Below are 22,633 nucleotides of genomic sequence, written 5' to 3'. Positions count from 1 at the left end.
CCGGTGAACGGTGCTATCGATCCATGTGCACGCGCGGGTGACACGGGAATACCGTGCTGACGCACCTCCCGGCGCGTTGGACTCCTCGCATACGATGGCCCGTGCGGTGGGGTGGACCCGCCGTGCAGTCGTCCAGTGCCAATACAGGCAAGGAGCCCGCTCAAGTGTCCGTCTTCGACAAGATCCTGCGCGCCGGCGAAGGCAAGATCCTTCGCAAGCTGCAGCGGATTGCTGCCCAGGTCAACTCCATCGAAGAGGACTTCGTCAACCTCACCGACGCCGAGCTGCGCGCGCTGACCGACGAGTACAAGCAGCGGCTCGCGGACGGCGAGACGCTGGACGACATCCTCCCCGAGGCGTTCGCCACCGTCCGCGAGGCCGCCAAGCGCGTGCTCGGCCAGCGGCACTACGACGTCCAGCTCATGGGTGGTGCGGCCCTCCACCTGGGGCACGTCGCCGAGATGCGCACCGGTGAGGGCAAGACCCTCGTCGGCACCCTGCCCGCGTACCTGAACGCGCTGACCGGCAAGGGCGTCCACCTGATCACCGTCAACGACTACCTCGCCGAGCGCGACTCGGAGTGGATGGGCCGGGTGCACCGCTTCCTCGGCCTCGAAGTCGGCGTGATCCTGGCCAACATGACGCCCGCCGAGCGCAAGCGCCAGTACGCGATGGACATCACGTACGGCACGAACAACGAGTTCGGCTTCGACTACCTGCGCGACAACATGGCCTGGTCGAAGGACGAACTCGTCCAGCGCGGCCACAACTTCGCCATCGTCGACGAGGTCGACTCGATCCTCATCGACGAGGCCCGCACCCCGCTGATCATCTCCGGCCCGGCGGACCAGGCGACCAAGTGGTACGCCGACTTCGCCAAGCTGGTGCTGCGCCTGAAGATCGACCGCGACTACGAGGTCGACGAGAAGAAGCGCACCGTCGGCGTCCTGGAGGAGGGTGTCACCCGGGTCGAGGACTACCTCGGCATCGACAACCTCTACGAGTCGGTGAACACCCCGCTCGTCGGCTTCCTGAACAACGCCATCAAGGCGAAGGAGCTGTACAAGAAGGACAAGGACTACGTCGTCATGAACGGCGAAGTCATGATCGTCGACGAGCACACCGGCCGCATCCTGGCCGGCCGCCGCTACAACGAGGGCATGCACCAGGCGATCGAGGCCAAGGAGGGGGTGGAGGTCCAGAACGAGAACCAGACCCTGGCCACCATCACCCTGCAGAACTTCTTCCGTCTGTACGACAAGCTCTCCGGCATGACCGGTACCGGCACCACCGAGGCCGCCGAGTTCCACCAGATCTACAAGCTCGGCGTGGTGCCGATCCCGACCAACAAGACGCCGCTGCGCATCGACCAGCCCGACCTGATCTACAAGTCGGAGCCGGCCAAGTTCGCCGCCGTGGTCGAGGACATCGCCGAGAAGCACGAGAAGGGCCAGCCGGTGCTGGTCGGCACCGTGTCGGTCGAGAAGTCCGAATACCTGTCGCAGGAGCTGCGCAAGCGCGGCATCCCGCACGAGGTGCTGAACGCCAAGCACCACGAGCGCGAGGCCCAGATCGTCGCGCAGGCCGGCCGCAAGGGCGCCGTCACCGTCGCCACCAACATGGCCGGCCGTGGCACCGACATCATGCTCGGCGGCAACCCGGACCACCTCGCGGCGGCCGAGCTGGCCCAGCGCGGACTCTCCGCGAGCGACAACCCGGAGGAGTACGAGGCCGAGTTCCCGGCCGCGCTGGAGAAGGCCAAGGCCTCGGTCAAGGCCGAGCAGGACGAGGTCAAGGAGGCCGGTGGCCTCTACGTCCTCGGCACCGAGCGGCACGAGTCCCGCCGGATCGACAACCAGCTGCGCGGCCGCTCCGGCCGTCAGGGCGACCCGGGCGAGTCCCGCTTCTACCTGTCGCTGGGCGACGACCTGATGCGCCTGTTCAAGGCCGGCATGGTCGAGCGCGTCCTCTCGATGGCCAACGTGCCCGAGGACGTGCCGATCGAGTCCAAGATGGTCACCCGTGCGATCGCCTCCGCGCAGACCCAGGTCGAGCAGCAGAACTTCGAGATCCGCAAGAACGTCCTGAAGTACGACGAGGTGCTCAACCGTCAGCGCGAGGTCATCTACGGCGAGCGCCGCCGCGTGCTGGAGGGCGAGGACCTCCAGGAGCAGGTCGGCCACTTCATGGACGACACCGTCGAGGCCTACGTCAGGGCGGCCACCGGCGAGGGCTTCGAGGACGACTGGGACCTCGAGAAGCTCTGGACCGCGTTCAAGCAGCTCTACCCGATCACCCTGGACCTGGCGGAGCTGGAGGAGGAGGTCGGCGGCCCGTCCGGCCTGACCCCCGAGTTCCTGATCAAGGTCGTCCAGGAGGACATCCAGGCGCAGTACGGCGCCCGCGAGGACCAGCTCGGTGAGGAGATCCTGCGCGAGCTGGAGCGCCGCGTGGTGCTGTCGGTGCTGGACCGCCGCTGGCGCGAGCACCTCTACGAGATGGATTACCTCCAGGAGGGCATCGGCCTGCGGGCCATGGCGCAGCGCGACCCGCTGGTCGAGTACCAGCGCGAGGGCTTCGACATGTTCACCGCGATGATGGAGGGCATCAAGGAGGAGTCCGTCGCCTACCTGTTCAACCTGGAGGTCCAGGTGGAGCAGCAGGTCGAGGAGGTGCCGGTGGAGGACGCCGAGGTGCTGCTCGACAAGCTGGAGAAGGACGCCACCCGCCCGGAGATCAAGGCCAAGGGCCTGGAGGCGCCGAAGCCGCAGCGGCTGCACTACACGGCCCCCTCGGAGGAGATCGGCGGCGGTGTGGTCGAGGGCGACTTCGAGGACGTAGCCCCGGAGGACGACGGCGACGGGATGACCCGCGCCGAGCGCCGCAAGGCCGCCAAGTCCGCCAAGGGCCGCCGCCGCAAGGCCTGAGCCCGGCACAGCACGTCGCGCAGGGCGCCGCTCCCGTACCGGGGCGGCGCCCTGCGCCGTCCGGTTGGCCGTGGTGGTCATCGGGCCTCCACGGCGGTGCACTGCCACTGGCCGGCCGGGCCGCGCTGCTCCAGCCGGAAGGCCACCATGTGGTGCCTGCGGCCGAGGTCGACCCGGACGCAGGCCTCGACGGCGTCGGGTGAGGGTGATCGGTCGTGCACGGGACCGAGCCGGGGCCGGTCGGTGGGGCCGCCGCGGCGCAGCGCACCGGCCCGGACCAGCGAGGCGAGCTGCCCGTAGCCGTCCAGGCTGGTGTGCCGCATGAGCTGGCCGGAGGGCCGGGCGCCGGTGAGCACCTCGACCAGCTGGTGGGCGAAGCGGGCGGCGAGCGCCCCGGCGTCGTGACGGGCTGGTCCGGTGGCCCCGCCGGTGCCGCCGGTGCCGCCGGTGCCGCCGGTGCCGGCGGGGCCGTTGCAGGCGGCGCGCGGGTGGCGCGGCCGGCGCCCGGCCGGGTCCCACGCGCCGGAGGCGCGGACGCGTCGGTGCGGGCGGGCGGCGAGGCGGGTCGTGGGTTGGGCGGCGGGTTGGGCGGTGGGGTGGGTGCTGAGCTGTGCGGTCACGGTGGCCCTCGACAAGGGTGGTGCGGGTACGGACGGGGCCCAGGCTGGCGGCGGCCGGGGCGGGGCGGCAACGCCTTTCCGAGCGGGCGGCAGACCGGCCCGAAGTTCACCTATCCGGGTGAAGCGCCCAGTGCGGCGACGGGCCCGGCGCCCGCTCCGTTGGCACCGGGTTGACATGCGGGAACGGGGCGTGGGGCCCGAAAGGGGACGCCCCGGTACGGCGGACCGGGTGGCTCGGGGCCCGGTTCCCGTTGCGTCGCACGTCCGCCCGCGCGCACCATCGGTAGCCTGACCCGCTCCCAACGACGACGGGCGGCCAGGATGACCACAGCCGGGATGACCACACGGACGGTGCCGGGCACGAGCTCCGGCGGCACGCCCCGGCGCGGCCTGGTGCTGGGCGGTGGCGGGATGCTCGGCGCGGCCTGGACGGTCGGAGCGCTGTGCGCCGTCGAGGAGGCCACCGGGCGCCGACCGGGCGAGGCGGACGTCCTGCTCGGCACCTCGGCGGGCGCGATCCTGGCCGCGATGCTGGCCGGGGGCGTGCCCGCCGAGCACCTGCGCGACCACCAGCGCGGCCTGCCGATCACCGAGGGGCCGCTGGCCGGGATCGCCTTCGACTACGACACCGCGGCGGGCGGCGCGCTGCCGCCCCGCCCACGGGCCGGGATCGGCTCGCCCGACCTGCTGCGGGATGTCGTCCGGCACCCGCGCGAGTACCCGCTGTTGACCATGGTCTCGGCGATGGCGCCGCACGGCCGCGGCTCGCTGGAGCCGGTCGGCGAGCTGGTGCGCGGGCTGTTCGGCCCGGGCGGCTGGTCGGCCCCGGAGAGCTCGGCCGCCGTCGCGGGGGCGACGCCGAGCGCGGCCGCCGCGCCGCTGCGGGTGGCCGCGGTTGACTACCGCAGCGGCCGCCGGGTGGTCTTCGGCGATCCGGAGGCCCCCGCCGTCGCGGTGGCCGACGCCGTGATGGCCTCCTGCGCCATCCCCGGCTGGTTCGCCCCGGTGCGCCTGGACGGTTCGGCGTACGTGGACGGCGGCTGCTGGTCGGCCACCAACGCCGACCTGCTGCTCGGCCGCGGGCTGGACGAGGTGTACGTGCTGGCCCCGATGGCCCTGCGGCTGGGGCCGCGGCCCGAACGCTCCGGCCGCGGGACCCTGGCCGCGGTGCGCGAGTGGCGGGCCCGGGACCGCCCGCGCGGCGTGCTGGCCCAGCTGGTCAGCCGCTACCGCCGGGCGGTGACCCGGCAGCTGTTGCGCGAGGCCGCGCTGCTGCGGGCCGAGGGCGTCCGGGTGCGGCTGCTCGCGCCGACCCTGGCCGACCTGGCGGTGATGGGTCCGAACCTGATGGACCCGGCCCGCCGCGGCGAGGTGCTGGAGAGCGCGCTGCGGACCAGCCGGGCGGCGCTGGCCGCCGAGCGCGGACCCGGCCCGAAGTGATCACGGGCGGCCCGGCGGCGCTTATTCTTGGGGCGCTGGATGCTGTGCCGCTGGACGAACCCCCGCTGGACGAACCGGAGAGTGCCACCGATGCGCGTGTACGTGCCCACCACCCTGACCGGCCTGGCGGCGGCGCACGAAGGCGGCGCCCTGGAGGCGTCCGCGGCCTACGCCGTGACGCCCGCGCTGCGCGAGTGGTACGTCAGCGACGACCTGGAGGAGCTGGAGTACGCGGCGCTGAACCGGGCCGCCCAGTCCTCGCTGCGGCTGCTGGCGGCCGCCCCGGACGCCCCGCGCCGGCGCGTCGTGGTGGCGCTGGACGTCGCCGACTCGGCCGTGCGGCCCTTCCCCGGTGACGAGTACCAGGACCAGGCCTCGCTCGGCCGGGTGGTGCTGGCCGGCCCGGTGAAGCTGGCGAAGGCCGCCTCGGTGCACGCGGACGTGGCCGACGACGAGGTGGTCGAGGACGTCACGGCGGCGGTGGCGGCGGTGGCCGCGGCCGACTCGGGCGACCAGGACGCCCAGTTCACCGTGGACGGCGCGGAGGACCACGACCTGCTCTGGTACGCGACCCAGGAGATCCCGTCCCTGCTGGCCTGAGTGAGCCCGGTCCTACCGGCGTGTCGGCCGTCCGGGTTACCGTTTCGCCCCGTGCGCACTCACATCGTTTGGGACTGGAACGGCACCCTCTTCCACGACATGGACGCGGTCCTCGGCGCGAGCAACGCCGCGTTCGCGACCATCGGTGTCGGGCCGATGACCATGCAGCAGTACCGCGAGCAGTACGAGATCCCGATCCCCCGCTTCTACGAGCGGCTGCTCGGCCGGATGCCCTCCCAGGAGGAGTGGCTGCGGCTGGACGACGCCTTCCAGGACCGTTACCGGGAGCTCAGCCCGGCCTGCGGCCTGACCCAGGGCGTGCCCGAGCTGCTGGCGGGCTGGCAGGCGGCCGGGCACAGCCAGTCCCTGCTGTCGATGTACGTGCACGACGAGCTGGTGCCGCTGGTCGACTCCTTCGGCCTGACCGGCAGCTTCCTGCGGGTGGACGGCCGCAGCGGCCCCTCCGGCGGTCAGAAGGCCGAGCAGCTGACGAAGCACCTGGCCGCGCTCGGCGAGCGGGTCGACCCGGCCCGTACGGTGCTGATCGGCGACGCCGCGGACGACGCCCTGGCGGCGCTGCACGCGGGTGCCCACGCGGTGCTGTACACCGGCGGCTCGCACACCAGGGAGAAGCTGGAGCCGGTCGGCGTCCCGGTGGTGGACAGCCTGGCCGAGGCGGTCGAGCTGGCGGGCCTCCTGGTCGGCTGAGACGGATCCGCGCGACGGCGGACGTGGCGGGCGCCACGTCCGCCGTTGGCGTGTCTGGAGGGGCGGATCCGCCCGGTCCTGGTCAGGCTGGACTGACACCGGTAGAGCCAGGACGGAGCCGCCATGCCCATCGACGCAGTCACCGAGGTGCCCACCCCGGTCAACGAGCCGGTGCAGGCGTACGCGCCCGGCAGCCCGGAGCGGGACCGGCTGGTCCGGCGGCTGGACGAACTGGCGGCCGAACAGGTCCCGCTGCCGATGACCATCGGCGGCGAGCAGCGCTTCGGCAACGGTGAGCGGATGGACGTCGTCCAGCCGCACCACCACGCCGCCAAGCTGGGCGTGCTCGGCAACGCCACCCGGGAGGACGCCCGGGCGGCGGTGGACGCGGCGCTGGCGGCCGGGCGGCAGTGGCGCTCGCTCTCCTTCGACGACCGGGCGGCGGTCTTCCTGCGCGCCGCCGAGCTGCTGGCCGGGCCCTGGCGGGAGACGCTCAACGCGGCGACGATGCTGGGCCAGTCCAAGACCGTGCAGCAGGCCGAGATCGACTCCGCCTGCGAGCTGATCGACTTCTGGCGGTTCAACGTCCACTTCGCCCGGCAGGTGCTGGCGGATCAGCCGGTCTCCTCCCCGGGGGTGTGGAACCGGGTCGACCACCGCCCGCTGGAAGGTTTCGTCTACGCGATCACCCCGTTCAACTTCACCGCGATCGCCGGGAACCTGCCGACCGCACCCGCCCTGATGGGCAACACCGTGGTCTGGAAGCCCGCGCCGACCCAGACCCTGGCGGCGCACCACCTGATGCGGCTGCTGGAGGCGGCCGGCCTGCCGCCCGGGGTGATCAACCTGGTCACCGGCGACGGCCAGCAGGTCTCCCCGGTGGCGCTCGCCGACCCGGCTCTCGCCGGGCTGCACTTCACCGGCTCCACCGCCACCTTCCAGTCGCTCTGGCAGACGATCGGCGCGAACATCGGCGGCTACCGCACCTACCCGAGGATCGTCGGCGAGACCGGCGGCAAGGACTTCCTGCTCGCCCACCGCTCGGCCGACCCGGAGATCCTGAGGACCGCGATGATCCGCGGTGCCTTCGAGTACCAGGGCCAGAAGTGCTCGGCGCTCTCCCGCGCCTACCTGCCGCGCAGCCTCTGGCTGAAGATCAAGGACGACTTCCTGGCCGAGGTGGACGCCCTCACGGTGGGCGACGTCACCGACCTGTCCAACTTCATGGGCGCCCTGATCGACAAGCGCGCCTTCGAGAAGAACCGGGGCGCGATCGAGCGGGCCAGGGCCGACCCCACCGTCGAGCTGGTGGCCGGTGGGCAGTACGACGACGCGATCGGCTGGTTCGTCCGGCCGACCGTGCTGGTCTCCTCCGACCACCGGGGCGAGATCTTCCGCACCGAGTACTTCGGCCCGATCCTCGCGGTCCACGTCTACGAGGACTCCCGCTGGGACGACGTGCTCCGCCGGGTCGATTCGGGCGCCCCGTACGGCCTGACCGGCGCGGTGATCGCACAGGACCGCTACGCGATCTCCCAGGCCGTGGAGGAACTGCGCTTCGCCGCCGGGAACTTCTACATCAACGACAAACCCACCGGTGCCGTCGTCGGCCAGCAGCCCTTCGGCGGCTCCCGGGCCTCCGGGACCAACGACAAGGCGGGCGCCGCCCAGAACCTGCTGCGCTGGACCTCGGCCAGGGCGATCAAGGAGACCTTCGTGCCACCGATCCACCACGGGTACCCGCATATGGGCTGAAAGCGAACATGACGCTCCGGTTTGGACATGCTGTCCAGGACGGACCCGACATCCTGCGGGTTTGCGCCTCCCTGTCCCTGTGCACCTTCGATTGATCCGGTTAGGCTGGCTGGCGTCGTCGGGTGGCTTGCAGGACGAACGAGTCGTCCTACCCGCTGGGAGGGCGTTTCATGCGTGCCATGAGCCCCTTTCAGTCGGACGGTGCGGCAGGATTGCGAGCGACCCGTCGGTGTACACCCACACACCACCGAGTCACGCAACGGCGCGCGACAGGAGCCAAGAAGTCATGCAGACCAAGCTGGACGCAGCCAAGGCCGAACTGCTCAAGAAGGCAGCCGCAGCCGCTGAGAACAGCCAGGTGGGGGGAGCGGCGCCGGGGGAGGGTCTGAGCAACGGCGCTCTGACCGCGTACCTGCACCACTACTACCTCCACACCGCGCCCGAGGACCTGGTCGACCTCGACCCGGTCGACGTGTACGGCGCGGCCGCCTCCCACTACCGCCTGGGCCTCAAGCGCCCCCAGGGCACCGCCGAGGTGCGGGTCCACACCCCCTCGGTCGAGGAGAACGGCTGGTCCTGCGGCCACACCGTGGTCGAGGTCGTCACCGACGACATGCCCTTCCTGGTCGACTCCGTCACCAACGAGCTGTCCCGCCAGGACCGCGCGATCCACCTCGTCGTCCACCCCCAGCTGGTCGTCCGCCGTGACATCACCGGCAAGCTGCTGGAGATCCTGGACGTCGACGCCTGCTCCCGCAGCCAGGCCGCCGGCGCCGAGTGGCCCGCCGACGCGACCGTCGAGTCGTGGATGCACATCGAGATCGACCGCGAGACCGACCGCGACGACCTGCGCACCATCGAGACCAACCTGCGCCGCGTGCTCGGCGACGTCCGCGAGGTCGTCGAGGACTGGGCGAAGATGCGCGACAGCGCGCTGCGCCTGGCCGACGAGCTGGCCGAGGAGCCCCCGGCCGGCCTGCCCGAGCAGGAGGTCGGCGAGGCCTGGGAGCTGATGCGCTGGCTCGCCGACGACCACTTCACCTTCCTCGGCTACCGCGAGTACGACCTGGTCGAGCACGAGGGCGAGGAGGTCCTCAAGGCCGTCGCCGGGACCGGCCTCGGCATCCTGCGCTCCGACCCGCACAGCCACGACGACCGCCACCACTCGGTCTCCGAGGCCTTCGGCCGTCTGTCCGCCCCGGTCCGTGCCAAGGCCCACGAGAAGAAGCTGCTCGTCCTGACCAAGGCCAACAGCCGGGCCACCGTGCACCGCCCGGCCTACCTGGACTACGTCGGCGTCAAGAAGTTCAACGCCGCCGGCGAGCCGATCGGCGAGCGCCGCTTCCTCGGCCTGTTCTCCTCCGCCGCCTACACCGAGTCGGTCACCCGCATCCCGGTCGTGCGCCGCAAGGTCCAGGCGGTGCTGGAGGAGTCCGGCTTCTCCAGCGAGAGCCACGACGGCCGCGACCTGCTGCAGATCATGGAGACCTTCCCCCGGGACGAGATCTTCCAGACCCCGGCCGCCGAGCTGCTCTCCATCTCCACCAGCGTGCTCTACCTCCAGGAGCGCCGTAAGCTGCGCCTCTTCCTGCGTCAGGACGAGTACGGGCGCTACTTCTCGGCCTTCATCTACCTGCCGCGCGACCGCTACACCACGCGCATCCGGCTGCTGCTCACCGACATCCTCAAGGAGGAGCTGAACGGCGCCACCATCGACTACACGGTGTACGCCACCGAGTCGGTGCTGACCCGCCTGCACTTCGTGGTCCGGGTCGCCCCGGGCACCGAGCTGCCCCGGCTCACCGACTCCGACATCGAGCGGATCGAGAACCGCCTGGCCGAGGCCGCCCGGTTCTGGATGGACGGCTTCCACGACCAGCTGCACGGCGAGCTGGGCGAGGAGAAGGCCGCCGAGCTGGGCCACAAGTACGCCAACGCCTTCCCCGACGGCTACCGCGCCGACTTCCCGCCGCGCACCGCCGTCGCCGACATCAAGCAGATCGAGTCGCTGCACGGCGAGGGCGACTTCCGCCTGAACCTCTACCAGCCGGTCGGCGCGAGCGACGACGAGCGCCGCTTCAAGATCTACCGGGTCGGCGGCCCGATCTCCCTCACCGAGGTCCTGCCGGTGCTGCAGCGCCTGGGCGTCGAGGTGCTGGACGAGCACCCGTACGCGCTGCGCCGATCCGACGGCACCACCGCGTGGGTGTACGACTTCGGCCTGAGGCTGCGCGAGGCCACCGAGCTCACCGACGAGGCCCGCGAGCGCTTCCAGGACACCTTCGCCGCGACCTGGACCGGGAAGGCCGAGAATGACGGCTTCAACGAGCTGGTCCTCACCGCCGGGCTGAACTGGCGCCAGGCGATGGTGCTGCGCGCGTACGCCAAGTACCTGCGCCAGGCGGGCTCCACGTTCTCCCAGGACTACATGGAGGACGCGCTCCGCAACAACACCCACACCACCCGCCTGCTGGTCAACCTGTTCGAGGCCCGACTGAGCCCGAGCCACCAGCTGGGCGCCGCCGAGCTGACCGAGGGCATCCTGGAGGAGCTGGCCGGCGCGCTCGACGAGGTCGTCTCGCTGGACGAGGACCGCATCCTGCGCTCCTTCCTGAACCTCATCAGGGCCACCCTGCGGACCAACTTCTTCCAGCACGACGGCTCCGGCGAGTGGCACTCCTACGTGTCGATGAAGTTCGACCCGAAGGCCATCCCGGACCTGCCCGCCCCGCGCCCGGCGTTCGAGATCTGGGTCTACTCGCCCCAGGTCGAGGGCGTGCACCTGCGCTTCGGCAAGGTCGCCCGCGGTGGTCTGCGCTGGTCCGACCGGCGCGAGGACTTCCGCACCGAGATCCTCGGCCTGGTCAAGGCCCAGATGGTGAAGAACACCGTCATCGTCCCGGTCGGTGCCAAGGGCGGCTTCGTCGCCAAGCAGCTGCCGGACCCGTCGGTGGACCGCGACGCCTGGCTGGCCGAGGGCATCTCCTCGTACAAGACCTTCATCTCGGCGCTGCTCGACATCACCGACAACCTGGTGGCCGGCGAGGTCGTCCACCCGGCCGACGTGGTCCGCCACGACGAGGACGACACCTACCTGGTCGTCGCCGCAGACAAGGGCACCGCGACCTTCTCCGACATCGCCAACGGCGTCGCGGAGTCGTACGGCTTCTGGCTCGGCGACGCCTTCGCCTCCGGCGGCTCGGCCGGCTACGACCACAAGGGCATGGGCATCACCGCCCGCGGCGCCTGGGAGTCGGTCAAGCGCAACTTCCGCGAGCTCGGCGTCGACACCCAGTCCGAGGACTTCACCGTCATCGGCATCGGCGACATGTCCGGCGACGTCTTCGGCAACGGCATGCTGCTCAGCGAGCACATCCGGCTGGTCGCCGCCTTCGACCACCGCCACATCTTCCTCGACCCGAACCCGGACGCGGCCGTCTCGTACGCCGAGCGCCGCCGCCTGTTCGAGCTGCCGCGCAGCTCCTGGGACGACTACGACAAGTCGCTGATCTCCGCCGGCGGCGGGGTCTTCCCGCGCAGCGCCAAGTCGATCCAGGTCAGCGCGCAGGCCCGGGCAGCCCTGGGCATCCGGGAGTCCCGCCTGACCCCGGCCGAGCTGATGAAGGCGATCCTCCAGGCGCCGGTCGACCTGTTCTGGAACGGCGGCATCGGCACCTACGTCAAGGCCTCCACCGAGACCAACGCCGAGGTCGGCGACAAGGCCAACGACGCCATCCGGGTCAACGGCGAGCAGGTCCGGGCCCGGGTCATCGGCGAGGGCGGCAACCTCGGCTGCACCCAACTCGGCCGCATCGAGTACGCGGCCACCGGCGGCCCCGAGGGCAGCGGCGGCTGGATCAACACCGACGCCATCGACAACTCGGCGGGTGTGGACACCTCGGACCACGAGGTCAACATCAAGATCCTGCTCAACCAGGTGGTCGCCGAGGGCGACATGACGGTCAAGCAGCGCAACGCCCTGCTCGCCGAGATGACCGACGAGGTCGGCCACCTGGTGCTGCGCAACAACTACGCGCAGAACGTGGTGCTGGCCAACGCCGTCGCCCAGGCGCACAGCATGGTCAACGTCCACGCCCGGATGATCAACCGCTTCGAGGCGGCCGGCCGGCTCGACCGGGGGCTGGAGTTCCTGCCCACCGAGCGGCAGATCCGCGAGCGCCAGCAGAACGGCCGCGGGCTCTCCCAGCCCGAGATGTCCGTGCTGCTCGCCTACACCAAGATCATCCTGGCCGACGAGCTGCTGGCCACCGACCTGCCGGACGACCCGTACTTCCGCGCCCTGCTGCACGAGTACTTCCCGAGCGCGCTGCGGGCCAGGTTCGCCGACGCGATCGACAACCACGCGCTGCGCCGCGAGATCATCACCACGCTGATCGTCAACGACACGATCAACCGCGGTGGCTGCACCTTCGCCTTCCGCCTGAAGGAGGAGACCGGCGCGACCTACGAGGAGATCGCCCGGACCCACACCGCCGCGCGGGCCGTCTTCGGCCTGGAGGAGATCTGGGCCCGGATCGAGGGCCTGGACAACCGGGTCCCCGCCCGGATCCAGACCAAGATGCGGCTGCACTCGCGGCGCCTGGTCGAGCGCGCCACCCGGTGGATGCTCAACAACCGCCGTCAGCCGCTCGACATCGCCGGCACCATCGAGTTCTTCCACGACCGGGTCAACCAGGTCTGGGGCTCGCTGCCCAAGCCGCTGCGCGGCGAGGACCTGGCCTGGTTCGAGTCGATCCAGGGCGAGCTCGCCGCGGCCGGCGTGCCGGACGAGCTGGTCACCCGGATCGCCGGCCTGTCCTCGGTCTTCCCGACCCTGGACATCACCGAGGTCGCGGACCGCTCCGGCAAGGACGTCGCCGAGGTCGCCGAGCTGTACTACGACCTGGGCGACCGCCTGCAGATCTCGCACCTGCTCGACCGCATCATCGACCTGCCCCGCACCGACCGCTGGTCGTCGATGGCCCGGGCCGCGATCCGCGAGGACCTCTTCGCGGCGCACGCGACACTGACCGCCGACATCCTGGCCTGCGGCCCCGACGGCGCCACCCCCGAGGAGCGCTACAACGCCTGGGCGGACCTCAACTCCACCCTGCTGAACCGCGCCAAGGCCACCCTCGACGACATAAGGGGTTCGGACAACTACGAGCTGTCCAGCCTCTCGGTCGCGATGCGCGTCATCCGCACCCTGCTGCGCACCGGTTCGATGCGCTGACGGACGGCTGAACGGAAGGGGCCCGCGTCCATCCCGGACGCGGGCCCCTTGCGCGTCCCCGCCCCGGGGCGCGGCAACGCCGAAGGGCCCCGGCGAACCGCTCGGTTCGTCGGGGCCCTTCGGGTGTCGCTCGGGTCAGCGGGAGGCGGCGCGTTGGAGTGCGCTGGCGAGGAGGGCGAGGTCGGTGGGGCCGTTGCCGAGTTCGCGGACCGGGCGGCGGGCGGGTGGGGCGCCGAGCTGGAGCGGGTCTATCGCGACGACGGTGGGGCGCAGCGTGGCGGTGCGGGGGATGCGGCCGCTGATCCGGGCGGTCTGGAAGGCGGTGACGCCGCCGTCCGGGCGGCGTAGGTAGCCGCGGCCGGGGGTGTCCTCGGGGAGGGCGGCCGCGTCGCCGAGGTGGATCAGCAGGTCGGAGTCGGCCGGGTCCTCGGTGCGCAGCGCGATCCGCAGCAGGGCGGCCTCGTCCACCTCGGTGCCGGTGCTGTCCTCCGGGCGGCTGGTGGCGACGGCGAGGTGGATGCCGAGCGGGCCGCCGCGGCGGGCGACGGCGGCGAGCGCGCGGGCCAGCGGGCGGCCGGCCGGGGAGGTGGGGGAGAGCAGGGCGTCGTAGTCGTCGACGACGACCACCAGCCGGGCCGGGACGGGGCCGGCGGCGGTGGCCGTCGGCCGGGGTCCGTCGGCGCCGCGCGGCGGGATGACGCGGGGCACCGCGGTGGAGGCGGCGCCGACGGTGGCGGGTACCGGGACGGATCCCAGCCCCTGGTCGTCCAGGCCGTGCCCGTCCAGGCCGTGCTCGTCCAAGATCCGGGTGGCGTGCCAGGAGGCGAAGTCGAGCCCGTCGAACAGCCGCTCCCGCAGGGCGAGTTCGTCCTCCAGTGACTCGGCCGCGAGGAGTGCGGCGCGCGGGTCGGCGGCGGCGTTCACCCGGCCGGTGACGTGCGGCAGCTCGGAGCAGCCGGACAGGCCGTCCTCGGTGGCCCGGCCCTCGATGATGGTGACGGCGAGGCGCTCGGGCCGCTCGGAGACGGCGAGCGAGGCGACCAGGGTGCGCAGCAGTTCGGTCTTGCCGGAGCCGCGGGCGCCGCCGATCAGCAGGTGTGGGCCGCCCGGGTCGGGGGAGGGCAGGGAGAGTTCGGGGTCGGCCAGGTCGAGGGTGCACAGCTCGTCCCGGGTGGTGCCGAGCAGGGCGGTGGCGGCGCCGATGCCGCCCGCGTGGGCGGCCCAGCGGGCGGACAGCTTGGCCGGGGTGACGGTGTCGAGCTGGAGCAGGTCGAGCAGCCGCAGCGCGTCGGGCAGCGGGCCGCGGGAGGCCGGCGCGGCTTCGCGCAGCGGGGCGAGGACGCGGGCCAGGCGTTCGGCCCAGGCGTCGGAGACGGCGTCCAGCGAGATCTCGTGCAGGGTCTCCCGGCCGCGGGCGACCGGGCGGTCCAACGAGAGCTGGGTGCCGACCTCGCCGGTGATCAGGGCGGTGGCGCCGAGGCCGCGGGGGAGCAGCTCGGGCTGTTCGGCGAGGCAGATCGGGAAGATGCCGACGGCCGGGCCCTGGCGCAGCAGCAGGTCGAGCGCCTGCCGGGCAGCCTCACCGGTCGGGCGGCCGTCGACCACGACCACGGTGGCGGGGTGGCCGCCGAGGCCGGTCGGGCCGCTGAGCCGGGCGGTGAGCTCGGTCAGCCGGGCGGTGGCCTGTTCGTCGTCGAGGCCGACCAGCAGGCGGCAGTCCTGGCCGTCGGCCGGGCGCAGGTGGGGCAGCCACAGTGCCCAGGCCCAGGTGTCGACGCGTTCCTCGGGGCTGCGGGCCGGGTCGGAGTCGACCACGACCAGGCTCAGCCCGGTCGGCGGGTGGAGCGCGGCGAGTTGGGCGACGACGGCGCGGGTGAGGGCGTCGAGGCGCTCGCGCGGGCCGCTGAGGCCGAGGCTGCCGGCGGTCTGCAGGTCGAGGGTGACCGGGACGGCGGGCAGCAGGGTGCCGGGCGTGGTGCCGGCGCCGCCGGGGCGGTCGGCGGTGCCCAGCCGCAGGGTGAGTGCGTCGGGGTGGCCGGGGCCGCGCTCCCACAGCCGGGGGCCGGGGCCGACGGCGTTGAGCAGCACGGTGGCGAGGTCCGGCCAGCGCTCGCGCTGGGCGGCGGCCTGGCGCTGCCGGACGGCGGCGTGGTGGCGTTCGGCGCTCTCGTGGCCGGGCGGTTCGGCGGCGCGGCCGGGAAGCAGGGAGAACAGCCCGCGGCCGCGTCCCGGGGTGGGCTCGGGGGCGGCGGGCGGTTCGATCACCGGGGCGGTGGTCCGGACCGGGCCGGGGGCGGCGAGCTGGAGGTGGCCGTTGCCGTCGGGCAGCGCGGCCCGGACGGATGCGGGATCGGCCGGTTCGAGGACTTGCAGGGTGGACTCGCCGATCCGCAGCAGGGCGCCGTTGTCCAGGGGGACGGCGGCCTCGGCGGGCAGGGGAGGGACGATCCGGCCCTCCAGGGTGGTGCCGTTGGTGGAGCCGAGGTCGCGCACGGCGACCCGGCCGTCCTCGCCGAGGTGGAGGGCGAGGTGCAGCCGGGAGACGTCGGGGTCGTCGAGCGGGACGTCGGCTTCGCCGGAGCGGCCGATCCGGATCTCCCGGCCGTGCAGCCGGTGGACGCCGCCGGCGTCCGGGCCGCCGACCACCCGCAGCTCGGCGGCGGCGGGGGTGTCGTCGGGGTCGTCGGCGGTCGGGTCGGGCTCGTTGAGGCTGAGGACGGCGCCGTCGAGCAGCGGGGGGTGGCCGAGCAGGGTGTGCTCGTCCACCCGGTGCGCTCCGGCGTAGAGGTGCACATGGGTGGCGGCGCGCGGCCCGCGCACGCCGACGGCGCCGGCGAGCGCGCCCGCGATGGCGCCGAGTGCGGTGCCGACGGGCGCGGTGACCAGCACGTCCACGTAGGGGATGGCGGAGCCGGCGGCGGTCGGGCCGCTGCGCGGTCGGAGGACGGTCAGCCGGATCTGCATCTCGCCCGCGGGTCCCTTCTGCTGGTGTGATGCCTGGTACCGCTGCCCGGTGTCGTCGCGGACGCGCCGGGCGGTCGCGGCGACCCTTTGGGCCACACGAGTGGCGAGTGTCCATCCTGCCATCCGGTGTGGACAGTCCGCGCACCGTACCGGATTTGACGATCTTGCGATCATCGTCATGGTGAAGGCGACGGAGGGTCAGGTCAACCGCCACCCCGGCGGCCCCGGCCCCGGCCCCGGCGACCGCCCCGGGTCAGGCGCCCCCGGCGTATCCGGGTGGTCCCCTAGGGGATGTCCCCCAACCCTGCTCGGATGGCCTGCCGGTCGCCCCGGAAACCCGTACGGACACCGTTAGAGTGGCCGCAAACACGGGCCCGGCAGGCTCACCGCACACCGGCGGGGGAGCGCCCCGCGCGGGCGGCACGGCGAGGAGTGCGACAGGTGCGGCCAGTCGGCAGCAAGTATCTGCTTGAGGAGACCCTGGGGCGGGGTGCCACCGGGACCGTCTGGCGCGGTCTGGTGCGCCAGGACGTCCAGGTGCCGGGCAGCGAGCCCGGGCAGCAGGTGGCGATCAAGGTGCTGCGCGAGGAGCTGGCGGCCGACCCGGACGTCGTGATGCGCTTCCTGCGCGAGCGCTCGCTGCTGCTGCGGCTGAACCACCCGAACATCGTCCGGGTCCGCGACCTGGTCGTCGAGGGCGAGCTGCTGGCCCTGGTGATGGACCTGGTGGAGGGCCCCGACCTGGCCCGCTACCTGCGCGCCAACGGCCCGTTCAGCCCGATCGCGGGCTCCCTGCTGATGGCCCAGGTCGCGGACGCGCTGGCGGCCAGCCACGCGGACGGGATCGTCCACCGCGACCTCAAGCCGGCCAACGTGCTGCTCGCCTCCACCGTGGTGCAGGGCACCGAGCAGATGCACCCGATGCTCACCGACTTCGGCATCGCCCGGCTGGCCGACTCCCCGGGCGTCACCCGCACCCACGAGTTCGTCGGCACCCCCGCGTACGTCGCCCCGGAGTCCGCCGAGGGCCGCCCCCAGACCTCCGCGGTGGACGTCTACGGCGCCGGGATCATGCTGTACGAGCTGGTCACCGGCCGCCAGCCGTTCCAGGGCGACAGCGCCCTGGCCGTGCTCCAGGCCCACCTGGCGCAGGAACCGCAGCGGCCCAGCACCATGCCCGAGCCGCTGTGGACGGTGATCGAGCGCTGCCTGCGCAAGGACCCGGCGCAGCGGCCGGGTGCCACCGCGCTGGCCCGCGCGCTGCGGGTGGTCGCGGCCGGGGTCGGCGTGCACGCCTCCCCGGCGGCGGTGGACGAGGCGCTGGCGGTCGGCGCCCTGCTGCTGCCGGACCCGCAGCCGACGGCCGTCCCCGGCACCGTCCCGCCCGTGCCCGGCGGCCCGGCCGGGACGGAGGACCGCACCCAGGTGCTGCCCCCGGCCCCGGGCGGCCCGCAGTACGACCCGGCCGCGGCGACCCGGGTGATGGGCACCCAGCCGCCGCCCGCGCCGCCGTACGGCACCCAGGACCGCACCCGGGTGATGCCGCCCACCGCCGTGCCGCCGCCCCCGCCCGCGGGGCCGCCCGAGCCGCAGGAGGAGGCGCCGCACCCGTGGCAGACCCAGCTGCGGGCGGCGCGCGACCGCAACCAGCAGACCCAGGTCGGCTACTTCGGCCCGGAGGACTTCGAGGACCCGCAGGTCGCCCCGCAGCCCTACCAGGCCAGTCAGGGGGGCAGGGCGGGTCAGGGCGCGCCGGGCCACCAGCAGCCGCCGGCCGGTTACCGCCAGGACCCGCGCCGCCAGGGCACGTCGCCCGGCTACGCCCAGCGTCCGCCGGTCGCCCCGCCGTCCTACCAGAGTGGCCGGGGCGGGCAGGGCGGGCACGGCCCCCGGGGCGACCAGGGCGGCCGTCCGCAGCCCCCGGGCGGCTACCGGCAGGCTCCGGCCGCGTACGGCGGGTCGCAGGACGGCTACCCGCCGCCGCAGCCCGCCGCCGCGCCGCGCCGGGCCGAGCCGCCCGCGCCGCAGTACCGGGAGCCCCGGCCGCCCCGCGAGGAGCCGCGCGAACCGTCCCGCCGGGAGAGCGCGCCGCCGCGCGAGCGGCGCCCGCGCAGCCGCAACCGGATGTACGTCCCGGGGCTGGGCTGCCTCAAGGGCTGTCTGATGGTGCTGCTGGTGCTGGCCGTCGCCGCGCTCGCGCTCTGGAACTTCACGCCGCTGCCGCACTACTGGGACAACGTCGTGGGCTGGTACGACACCGCGCGGAACTGGGTGACCAGCATGTTCGGCACGTAGTGCGTGACGGGCGGCGGAGCGGCACCGCGGGCCGCTCCGCCGCCTCCGGGAGAGCCGGCGGGGGTCGGCCGAGAGGTTGACCGAGGAGCTGACCGGGGGTCCGGACCCGTTCCGGAAGCCAGGATTGACGCTTTGTCGACAATTCACGAGATTTCTCGCCCCCGAGTCCCGCTCCACGGCCCCCAGGCGCCCCGCGCAGGGGGTCCGGGCGCGTAGGTTGGTCGCTGTTGTCCCGCCCCACCGAGCGCGCCCGGACCCCCGGAGCGCTCCCGCGCCGCCCACGGAGCAGCATTGGCACGCAAGATCGGCAGCCGGTACACCGTCCACCAGGTGATCGGCCGGGGTTCGGCCGGGACGGTCTGGCTCGGTGAGGGGCCCGACGGCCCGGTGGCGGTCAAGCTGCTGCGCGAGGACCTCGCCGCCGACCAGGTGCTGGTCGGCCGCTTCGTCCAGGAGCGCACCGCGCTGACCAGCCTCGACCACCCCCGGGTGGTCGGCGTGCGCGACATGGTCGTGGACGGCAGCGACCTCGCCCTGGTGATGGAGCTGGTCCAGGGCACCGACCTGCGCTCCCGGCTGGAGCGGGACGGTGCCCTCCCGCCGCAGGTCGCCGCCTCCGTCATCGCCGACGTCGCCGACGGCCTCGCGGCCGCGCACGCGGCCGGGATCGTCCACCGCGACGTCAAGCCGGAGAACGTCCTGCTCGACCTCGCCGCCGCCCCCGGCCCCGGCGGCGCGCCGCGCGCCAAGCTCACCGACTTCGGCGTGGCCCGCCTGGTCGACGCGCCGCGCCGCACCCGGGCCACCCGGATCATCGGCACCCCCGACTACCTCGCCCCCGAGATCATCGAGGGCCTGGAGCCGCGCGCCGCCGTCGACATCTACGCCCTCGCCACCGTGCTGTACGAGCTGCTGGCCGGCTTCACCCCGTTCGGCGGCGGCCACACCGGCGCGGTGCTGCGCCGGCACGTCACCGAGCAGGTGCCGCCGATCCCGGGCCTGCCGGACGGGCTGTGGCGGATCATCTCCGAGTGCCTGGCCAAGGCGCCCGCCTCCCGGCTGCGCGCCGCCGAGCTGGCCTCCCGGCTGCGCGAGCAGCTGCCCTCGCTGGCCGGACTGCCGGTGCTGGCGGTGCCCTCCCAGGGACGCGCCCCGGCCGAGGAGCAGCTGACCCCCGGCGAGGCCGTCTACGCCGAGGTCGACGCGGGCCCGGGCCTCCACAAGCGCCGCCGCGGCCCGGCCGTCCCGCTGGTGCCCGGCGCCGCCCCCGACTCCACCCGGGACACCCACACCAGTCTGCGCCGCCCCTCGGCCGAGGAGCTGGCCGCGTACGCCGCCGAGTCCCGCGCCCAGCGCACCGCCCCCGGCCACCGCCGGGACCGCGCGGCCCTGCTGCGCCGCCGCCGGATGCTGGCCGTGCTGCTGGCCACCGTGCTGCTGCTGGCGGGCGCCGCCGCCTGGACGGCCTTCGCGGCCACCGAGCCGGGATCCGGCCACCCGGCCCGCCCGGCCGTGCACGGCACCGCCCCGCGGGCCCCGTAGCCGGGGGCCCGGTCCTCACGCTCGCGTCCGCCGGGCGACGCCGGGGACGGGCCCCCGGTCCGCTCCGGAGCCGGGGGTGTCGTCATGACCACCCCCGGAACCATTACGCTGGGGGCGTGGCAGCCGTCGATCCTTCCGAAGAGCTCAAGAACCTCGATACGACCATGGGGTCGATCGAGGCCGTCCTCGACCTGGACAAGATCCGGGCCGACATCGCGGTCCTGGAGGAGGAGGCAGCCGCCCCCACCCTGTGGGACGACGTCGCGAACGCGCAGAAGGTGACCAGCCGGCTCTCCTTCCTCCAGGGCGAACTGCGCCGCGTCGAGGGCCTGCGCGGCCGCATCGACGACCTGGGCGTGCTGTTCGAGCTGGCCGAGGCCGAGGACGACGCGGACACCCGCGCCGAGGCCGAGGCCGAGCTGGTCTCGCTCCAGAAGGCCGTCGAGGAGCTGGAGGTCCGCACCCTCCTCTCCGGCGAGTACGACGCCCGTGAGGCGCTGATCAACATCCGTGCCGAGGCCGGTGGCGTGGACGCCGCCGACTTCGCCGAGCAGCTGATGCGCATGTACCTGCGCTGGGCCGAGCGGCACGGGTACCCCACCGAGGTGTACGACACCTCGTACGCCGAAGAGGCCGGCATCAAGTCCGCGACCTTCACCGTGAAGGCCCCGTACGCCTACGGCACCCTCTCGGTCGAGCAGGGCACCCACCGCCTGGTCCGCATCTCGCCCTTCGACAACCAGGGCCGCCGGCAGACCTCCTTCGCCGGTGTCGAGGTGCTCCCGGTCGTCGAGCAGTCCGACCACGTCGACATCGACGAGGGCGACCTGCGGGTGGACGTCTACCGCGCCTCCGGTCCCGGCGGCCAGGGCGTCAACACCACCGACTCGGCGGTGCGCATCACCCACCTCCCGACCGGCATCGTGGTCTCCTGCCAGAACGAGCGCTCGCAGATCCAGAACAAGGCGTCCGCGATGAACGTCCTCCAGGCCAAGCTGCTCGAGCGGCGCCGCCAGGAGGAGAAGGCCGCGATGGACGCGCTGAAGGACAGCGGCAGCTCCTGGGGCAACCAGATGCGCTCCTACGTGCTGCACCCGTACCAGATGGTCAAGGACGTCCGCACCGCGTACGAGGCGGGCAACCCCCAGGCCGTCCTGGACGGTGACATCGACGGCTTCATCGAGGCCGGCATCCGCTGGCGCAAGCAGCGCGAGACCAGCGCCGAGTAGGCGCAGCGCAAGCAGCCGACCACGGAGAAGGCCCCCGACCGCGACGGTCGGGGGCCTTCTCCGTGGTCGGAGTGGTCAAGGGCCTCAGGCCAGCGCCTGCCGCGCGATCAGCGCCACCGCGAGCAGCCCGGCCAGCAGGGCCAGCAGCATCGCGGGGGAGAGCGCGGCGAACGGTCCCTGCTGCTCCTGCAGCCGGGCCCGGTTGGCGCGGCACACCGGGCAACGCCCGTCGCTGACGCGGCCGTTGCAGTTGGCGCACACCAGATGGTCGCAGGTCATGCGATCTCCTCCTCGCTGCTACAGCCAACGCACCGGACGGAGCTTTGGTTCCTGTTGCTGCCCTGTACGGGGGAGCGGCCGGACTCGGTCGCCACCTCCACTCTGCCAGGTTCTGGCGCTTCCGGCTCCCGGGCTGTGAGATGGCTCGCAGTTATCGGGGCACAACCGGACATTCTCCCCCAGATTCGGAGGTCCGTCCCGGCCTGTCCCTGCGGGCCGGTCGCCGGTTCGCGTATGGTCCCAGACCGGGAGCGGCCCTCCGCTCCCATCGCCCGCCGCCGGACCGGGCCTCCGCGGCGGACCGACCGAGGACTGGCGCCGCCTAGGATGGCCTCCGTGATGCAGCCGTGATCAGATTCGACAACGTCTCCAAGACCTATCCCAAGCAGAACCGTCCCGCCCTGGACAACGTCTCGCTGGAGATCGAGAAGGGTGAGTTCGTCTTCCTGGTCGGCTCGTCCGGCTCGGGCAAGTCCACCTTCCTGCGCCTGTGCCTGCGCGAGGAGCGCCCCTCCACGGGTGCCGTGCACGTGCTGGGCAAGGACCTGGGCAAGCTGTCCAACTGGAAGGTGCCGCACATGCGCCGCCAGCTGGGCACCGTCTTCCAGGACTTCCGCCTGCTGCCGAACAAGACGGTCGCGCAGAACGTCGCCTTCGCACTGGAGGTGATCGGCAAGCCCAAGAGCGCCATCAACAAGGTGGTGCCCGAGGTGCTGGAGCTGGTCGGCCTCGGTGGCAAGGAGGACCGCATGCCGGGCGAGCTGTCCGGTGGTGAGCAGCAGCGCGTGGCGATCGCCCGGGCGTTCGTGAACCGTCCGATGCTGCTCATCGCGGACGAGCCCACCGGCAACCTCGACCCGCAGAACTCGGTCGGCATCATGAAGCTGCTCGACCGGATCAACCGCACCGGCACCACGGTGCTGATGGCCACCCACGACCAGGCCATCGTCGACCAGATGCGCAAGCGAGTCATCGAACTCGACAAGGGGCTGCTCGTCCGCGACCAGGCCCGCGGCGTCTACGGGTACCAGCACTGACCGA

General features: G+C 73.0%; 13 protein-coding genes. 10 read left to right on the top strand and 3 right to left on the bottom strand.

The window, feature by feature from the left end; genetic code table 11:
* Positions 1–164 precede the first annotated feature (164 nt).
* A complete protein-coding gene (secA, locus tag ACH4J0_RS21040; RefSeq protein ID WP_396242042.1) occupies positions 165–2,927 on the top strand; it encodes a preprotein translocase subunit SecA in 2,763 nt (920 codons plus the stop codon).
* Between the two features lie 77 nt (positions 2,928–3,004).
* Here secA and ACH4J0_RS21035 read toward each other — a convergent pair whose 3' ends face one another.
* The gene (locus ACH4J0_RS21035; RefSeq protein ID WP_396242041.1) at positions 3,005–3,547 is read right to left on the bottom strand and encodes an Rv3235 family protein; all 543 of its coding nucleotides are present in this window, start codon (positions 3,545–3,547) and stop codon (positions 3,005–3,007) included.
* 336 nt (positions 3,548–3,883) lie between these two features.
* Between ACH4J0_RS21035 and ACH4J0_RS21030 the strand changes: the two genes are divergently transcribed.
* The 5 genes from ACH4J0_RS21030 to ACH4J0_RS21010 all read left to right on the top strand — a co-directional run bounded on the left by ACH4J0_RS21030 (position 3,884) and on the right by ACH4J0_RS21010 (position 13,283).
* A complete protein-coding gene (locus ACH4J0_RS21030) occupies positions 3,884–4,987 on the top strand; it encodes a patatin-like phospholipase family protein (protein ID WP_396242040.1) in 1,104 nt (367 codons plus the stop codon).
* A gap of 90 nt (positions 4,988–5,077) precedes the next feature.
* Complete coding sequence (locus ACH4J0_RS21025) at positions 5,078–5,587, top strand: DUF6912 family protein (protein WP_396242039.1); 510 nt, start codon at positions 5,078–5,080, stop codon at positions 5,585–5,587.
* Positions 5,588–5,638: 51 nt separating this feature from the next.
* A complete protein-coding gene (locus ACH4J0_RS21020; protein ID WP_396242038.1) occupies positions 5,639–6,295 on the top strand; it encodes an HAD family hydrolase in 657 nt (218 codons plus the stop codon).
* A 129-nt stretch (positions 6,296–6,424) separates the two neighbouring features.
* Entirely contained in the window at positions 6,425–8,050 is a 1,626-nt protein-coding gene (gene pruA, locus ACH4J0_RS21015; RefSeq protein ID WP_396242070.1) for an L-glutamate gamma-semialdehyde dehydrogenase, read from the top strand.
* Between the two features lie 286 nt (positions 8,051–8,336).
* Positions 8,337–13,283 (top strand): NAD-glutamate dehydrogenase, encoded by a 4,947-nt coding sequence (locus ACH4J0_RS21010; protein WP_396242037.1) that lies wholly within the window; start codon positions 8,337–8,339, stop codon positions 13,281–13,283.
* A gap of 135 nt (positions 13,284–13,418) precedes the next feature.
* Here the strand turns inward: ACH4J0_RS21010 and ACH4J0_RS21005 are convergent, their stop codons facing one another.
* Complete coding sequence (locus tag ACH4J0_RS21005; protein ID WP_396242036.1) at positions 13,419–16,343, bottom strand: FtsK/SpoIIIE domain-containing protein; 2,925 nt, start codon at positions 16,341–16,343, stop codon at positions 13,419–13,421.
* Between the two features lie 345 nt (positions 16,344–16,688).
* On the opposite strand from ACH4J0_RS21005, the gene ACH4J0_RS21000 reads away from it, so the two are divergent.
* From ACH4J0_RS21000 to prfB, 3 genes are all read left to right on the top strand, one after another.
* Positions 16,689–18,542: a protein kinase gene (locus ACH4J0_RS21000; RefSeq protein WP_396242035.1), complete on the top strand. Its 1,854-nt coding sequence runs from the start codon at positions 16,689–16,691 to the stop codon at positions 18,540–18,542.
* Between the two features lie 291 nt (positions 18,543–18,833).
* Positions 18,834–20,084 carry a serine/threonine-protein kinase gene (locus ACH4J0_RS20995; protein WP_396242034.1) on the top strand — a complete coding sequence of 417 codons (1,251 nt, stop codon included), beginning with the start codon at positions 18,834–18,836 and terminating at the stop codon, positions 20,082–20,084.
* A 116-nt stretch (positions 20,085–20,200) separates the two neighbouring features.
* Positions 20,201–21,313: a peptide chain release factor 2 gene (gene prfB / locus ACH4J0_RS20990; RefSeq protein WP_380415783.1), complete on the top strand. Its 1,113-nt coding sequence runs from the start codon at positions 20,201–20,203 to the stop codon at positions 21,311–21,313.
* 84 nt (positions 21,314–21,397) lie between these two features.
* On the opposite strand, the gene ACH4J0_RS20985 is transcribed toward prfB, so the two are convergent.
* On the bottom strand, positions 21,398–21,592 hold the full coding sequence (locus ACH4J0_RS20985) for a hypothetical protein (protein ID WP_030059729.1): 195 nt from the start codon (positions 21,590–21,592) through the stop codon (positions 21,398–21,400).
* Positions 21,593–21,939: 347 nt separating this feature from the next.
* On the opposite strand from ACH4J0_RS20985, the gene ftsE reads away from it, so the two are divergent.
* Positions 21,940–22,629 carry a cell division ATP-binding protein FtsE gene (ftsE, locus tag ACH4J0_RS20980; RefSeq protein WP_030059730.1) on the top strand — a complete coding sequence of 230 codons (690 nt, stop codon included), beginning with the start codon at positions 21,940–21,942 and terminating at the stop codon, positions 22,627–22,629.
* Positions 22,630–22,633 lie beyond the last annotated feature (4 nt).

The organism is Kitasatospora sp. NPDC017646, assembly GCF_044329365.1.
Classification (GTDB): Bacteria; Actinomycetota; Actinomycetes; order Streptomycetales; family Streptomycetaceae; genus Kitasatospora.
This window is presented reverse-complemented; position numbering and strand designations above follow the sequence as displayed.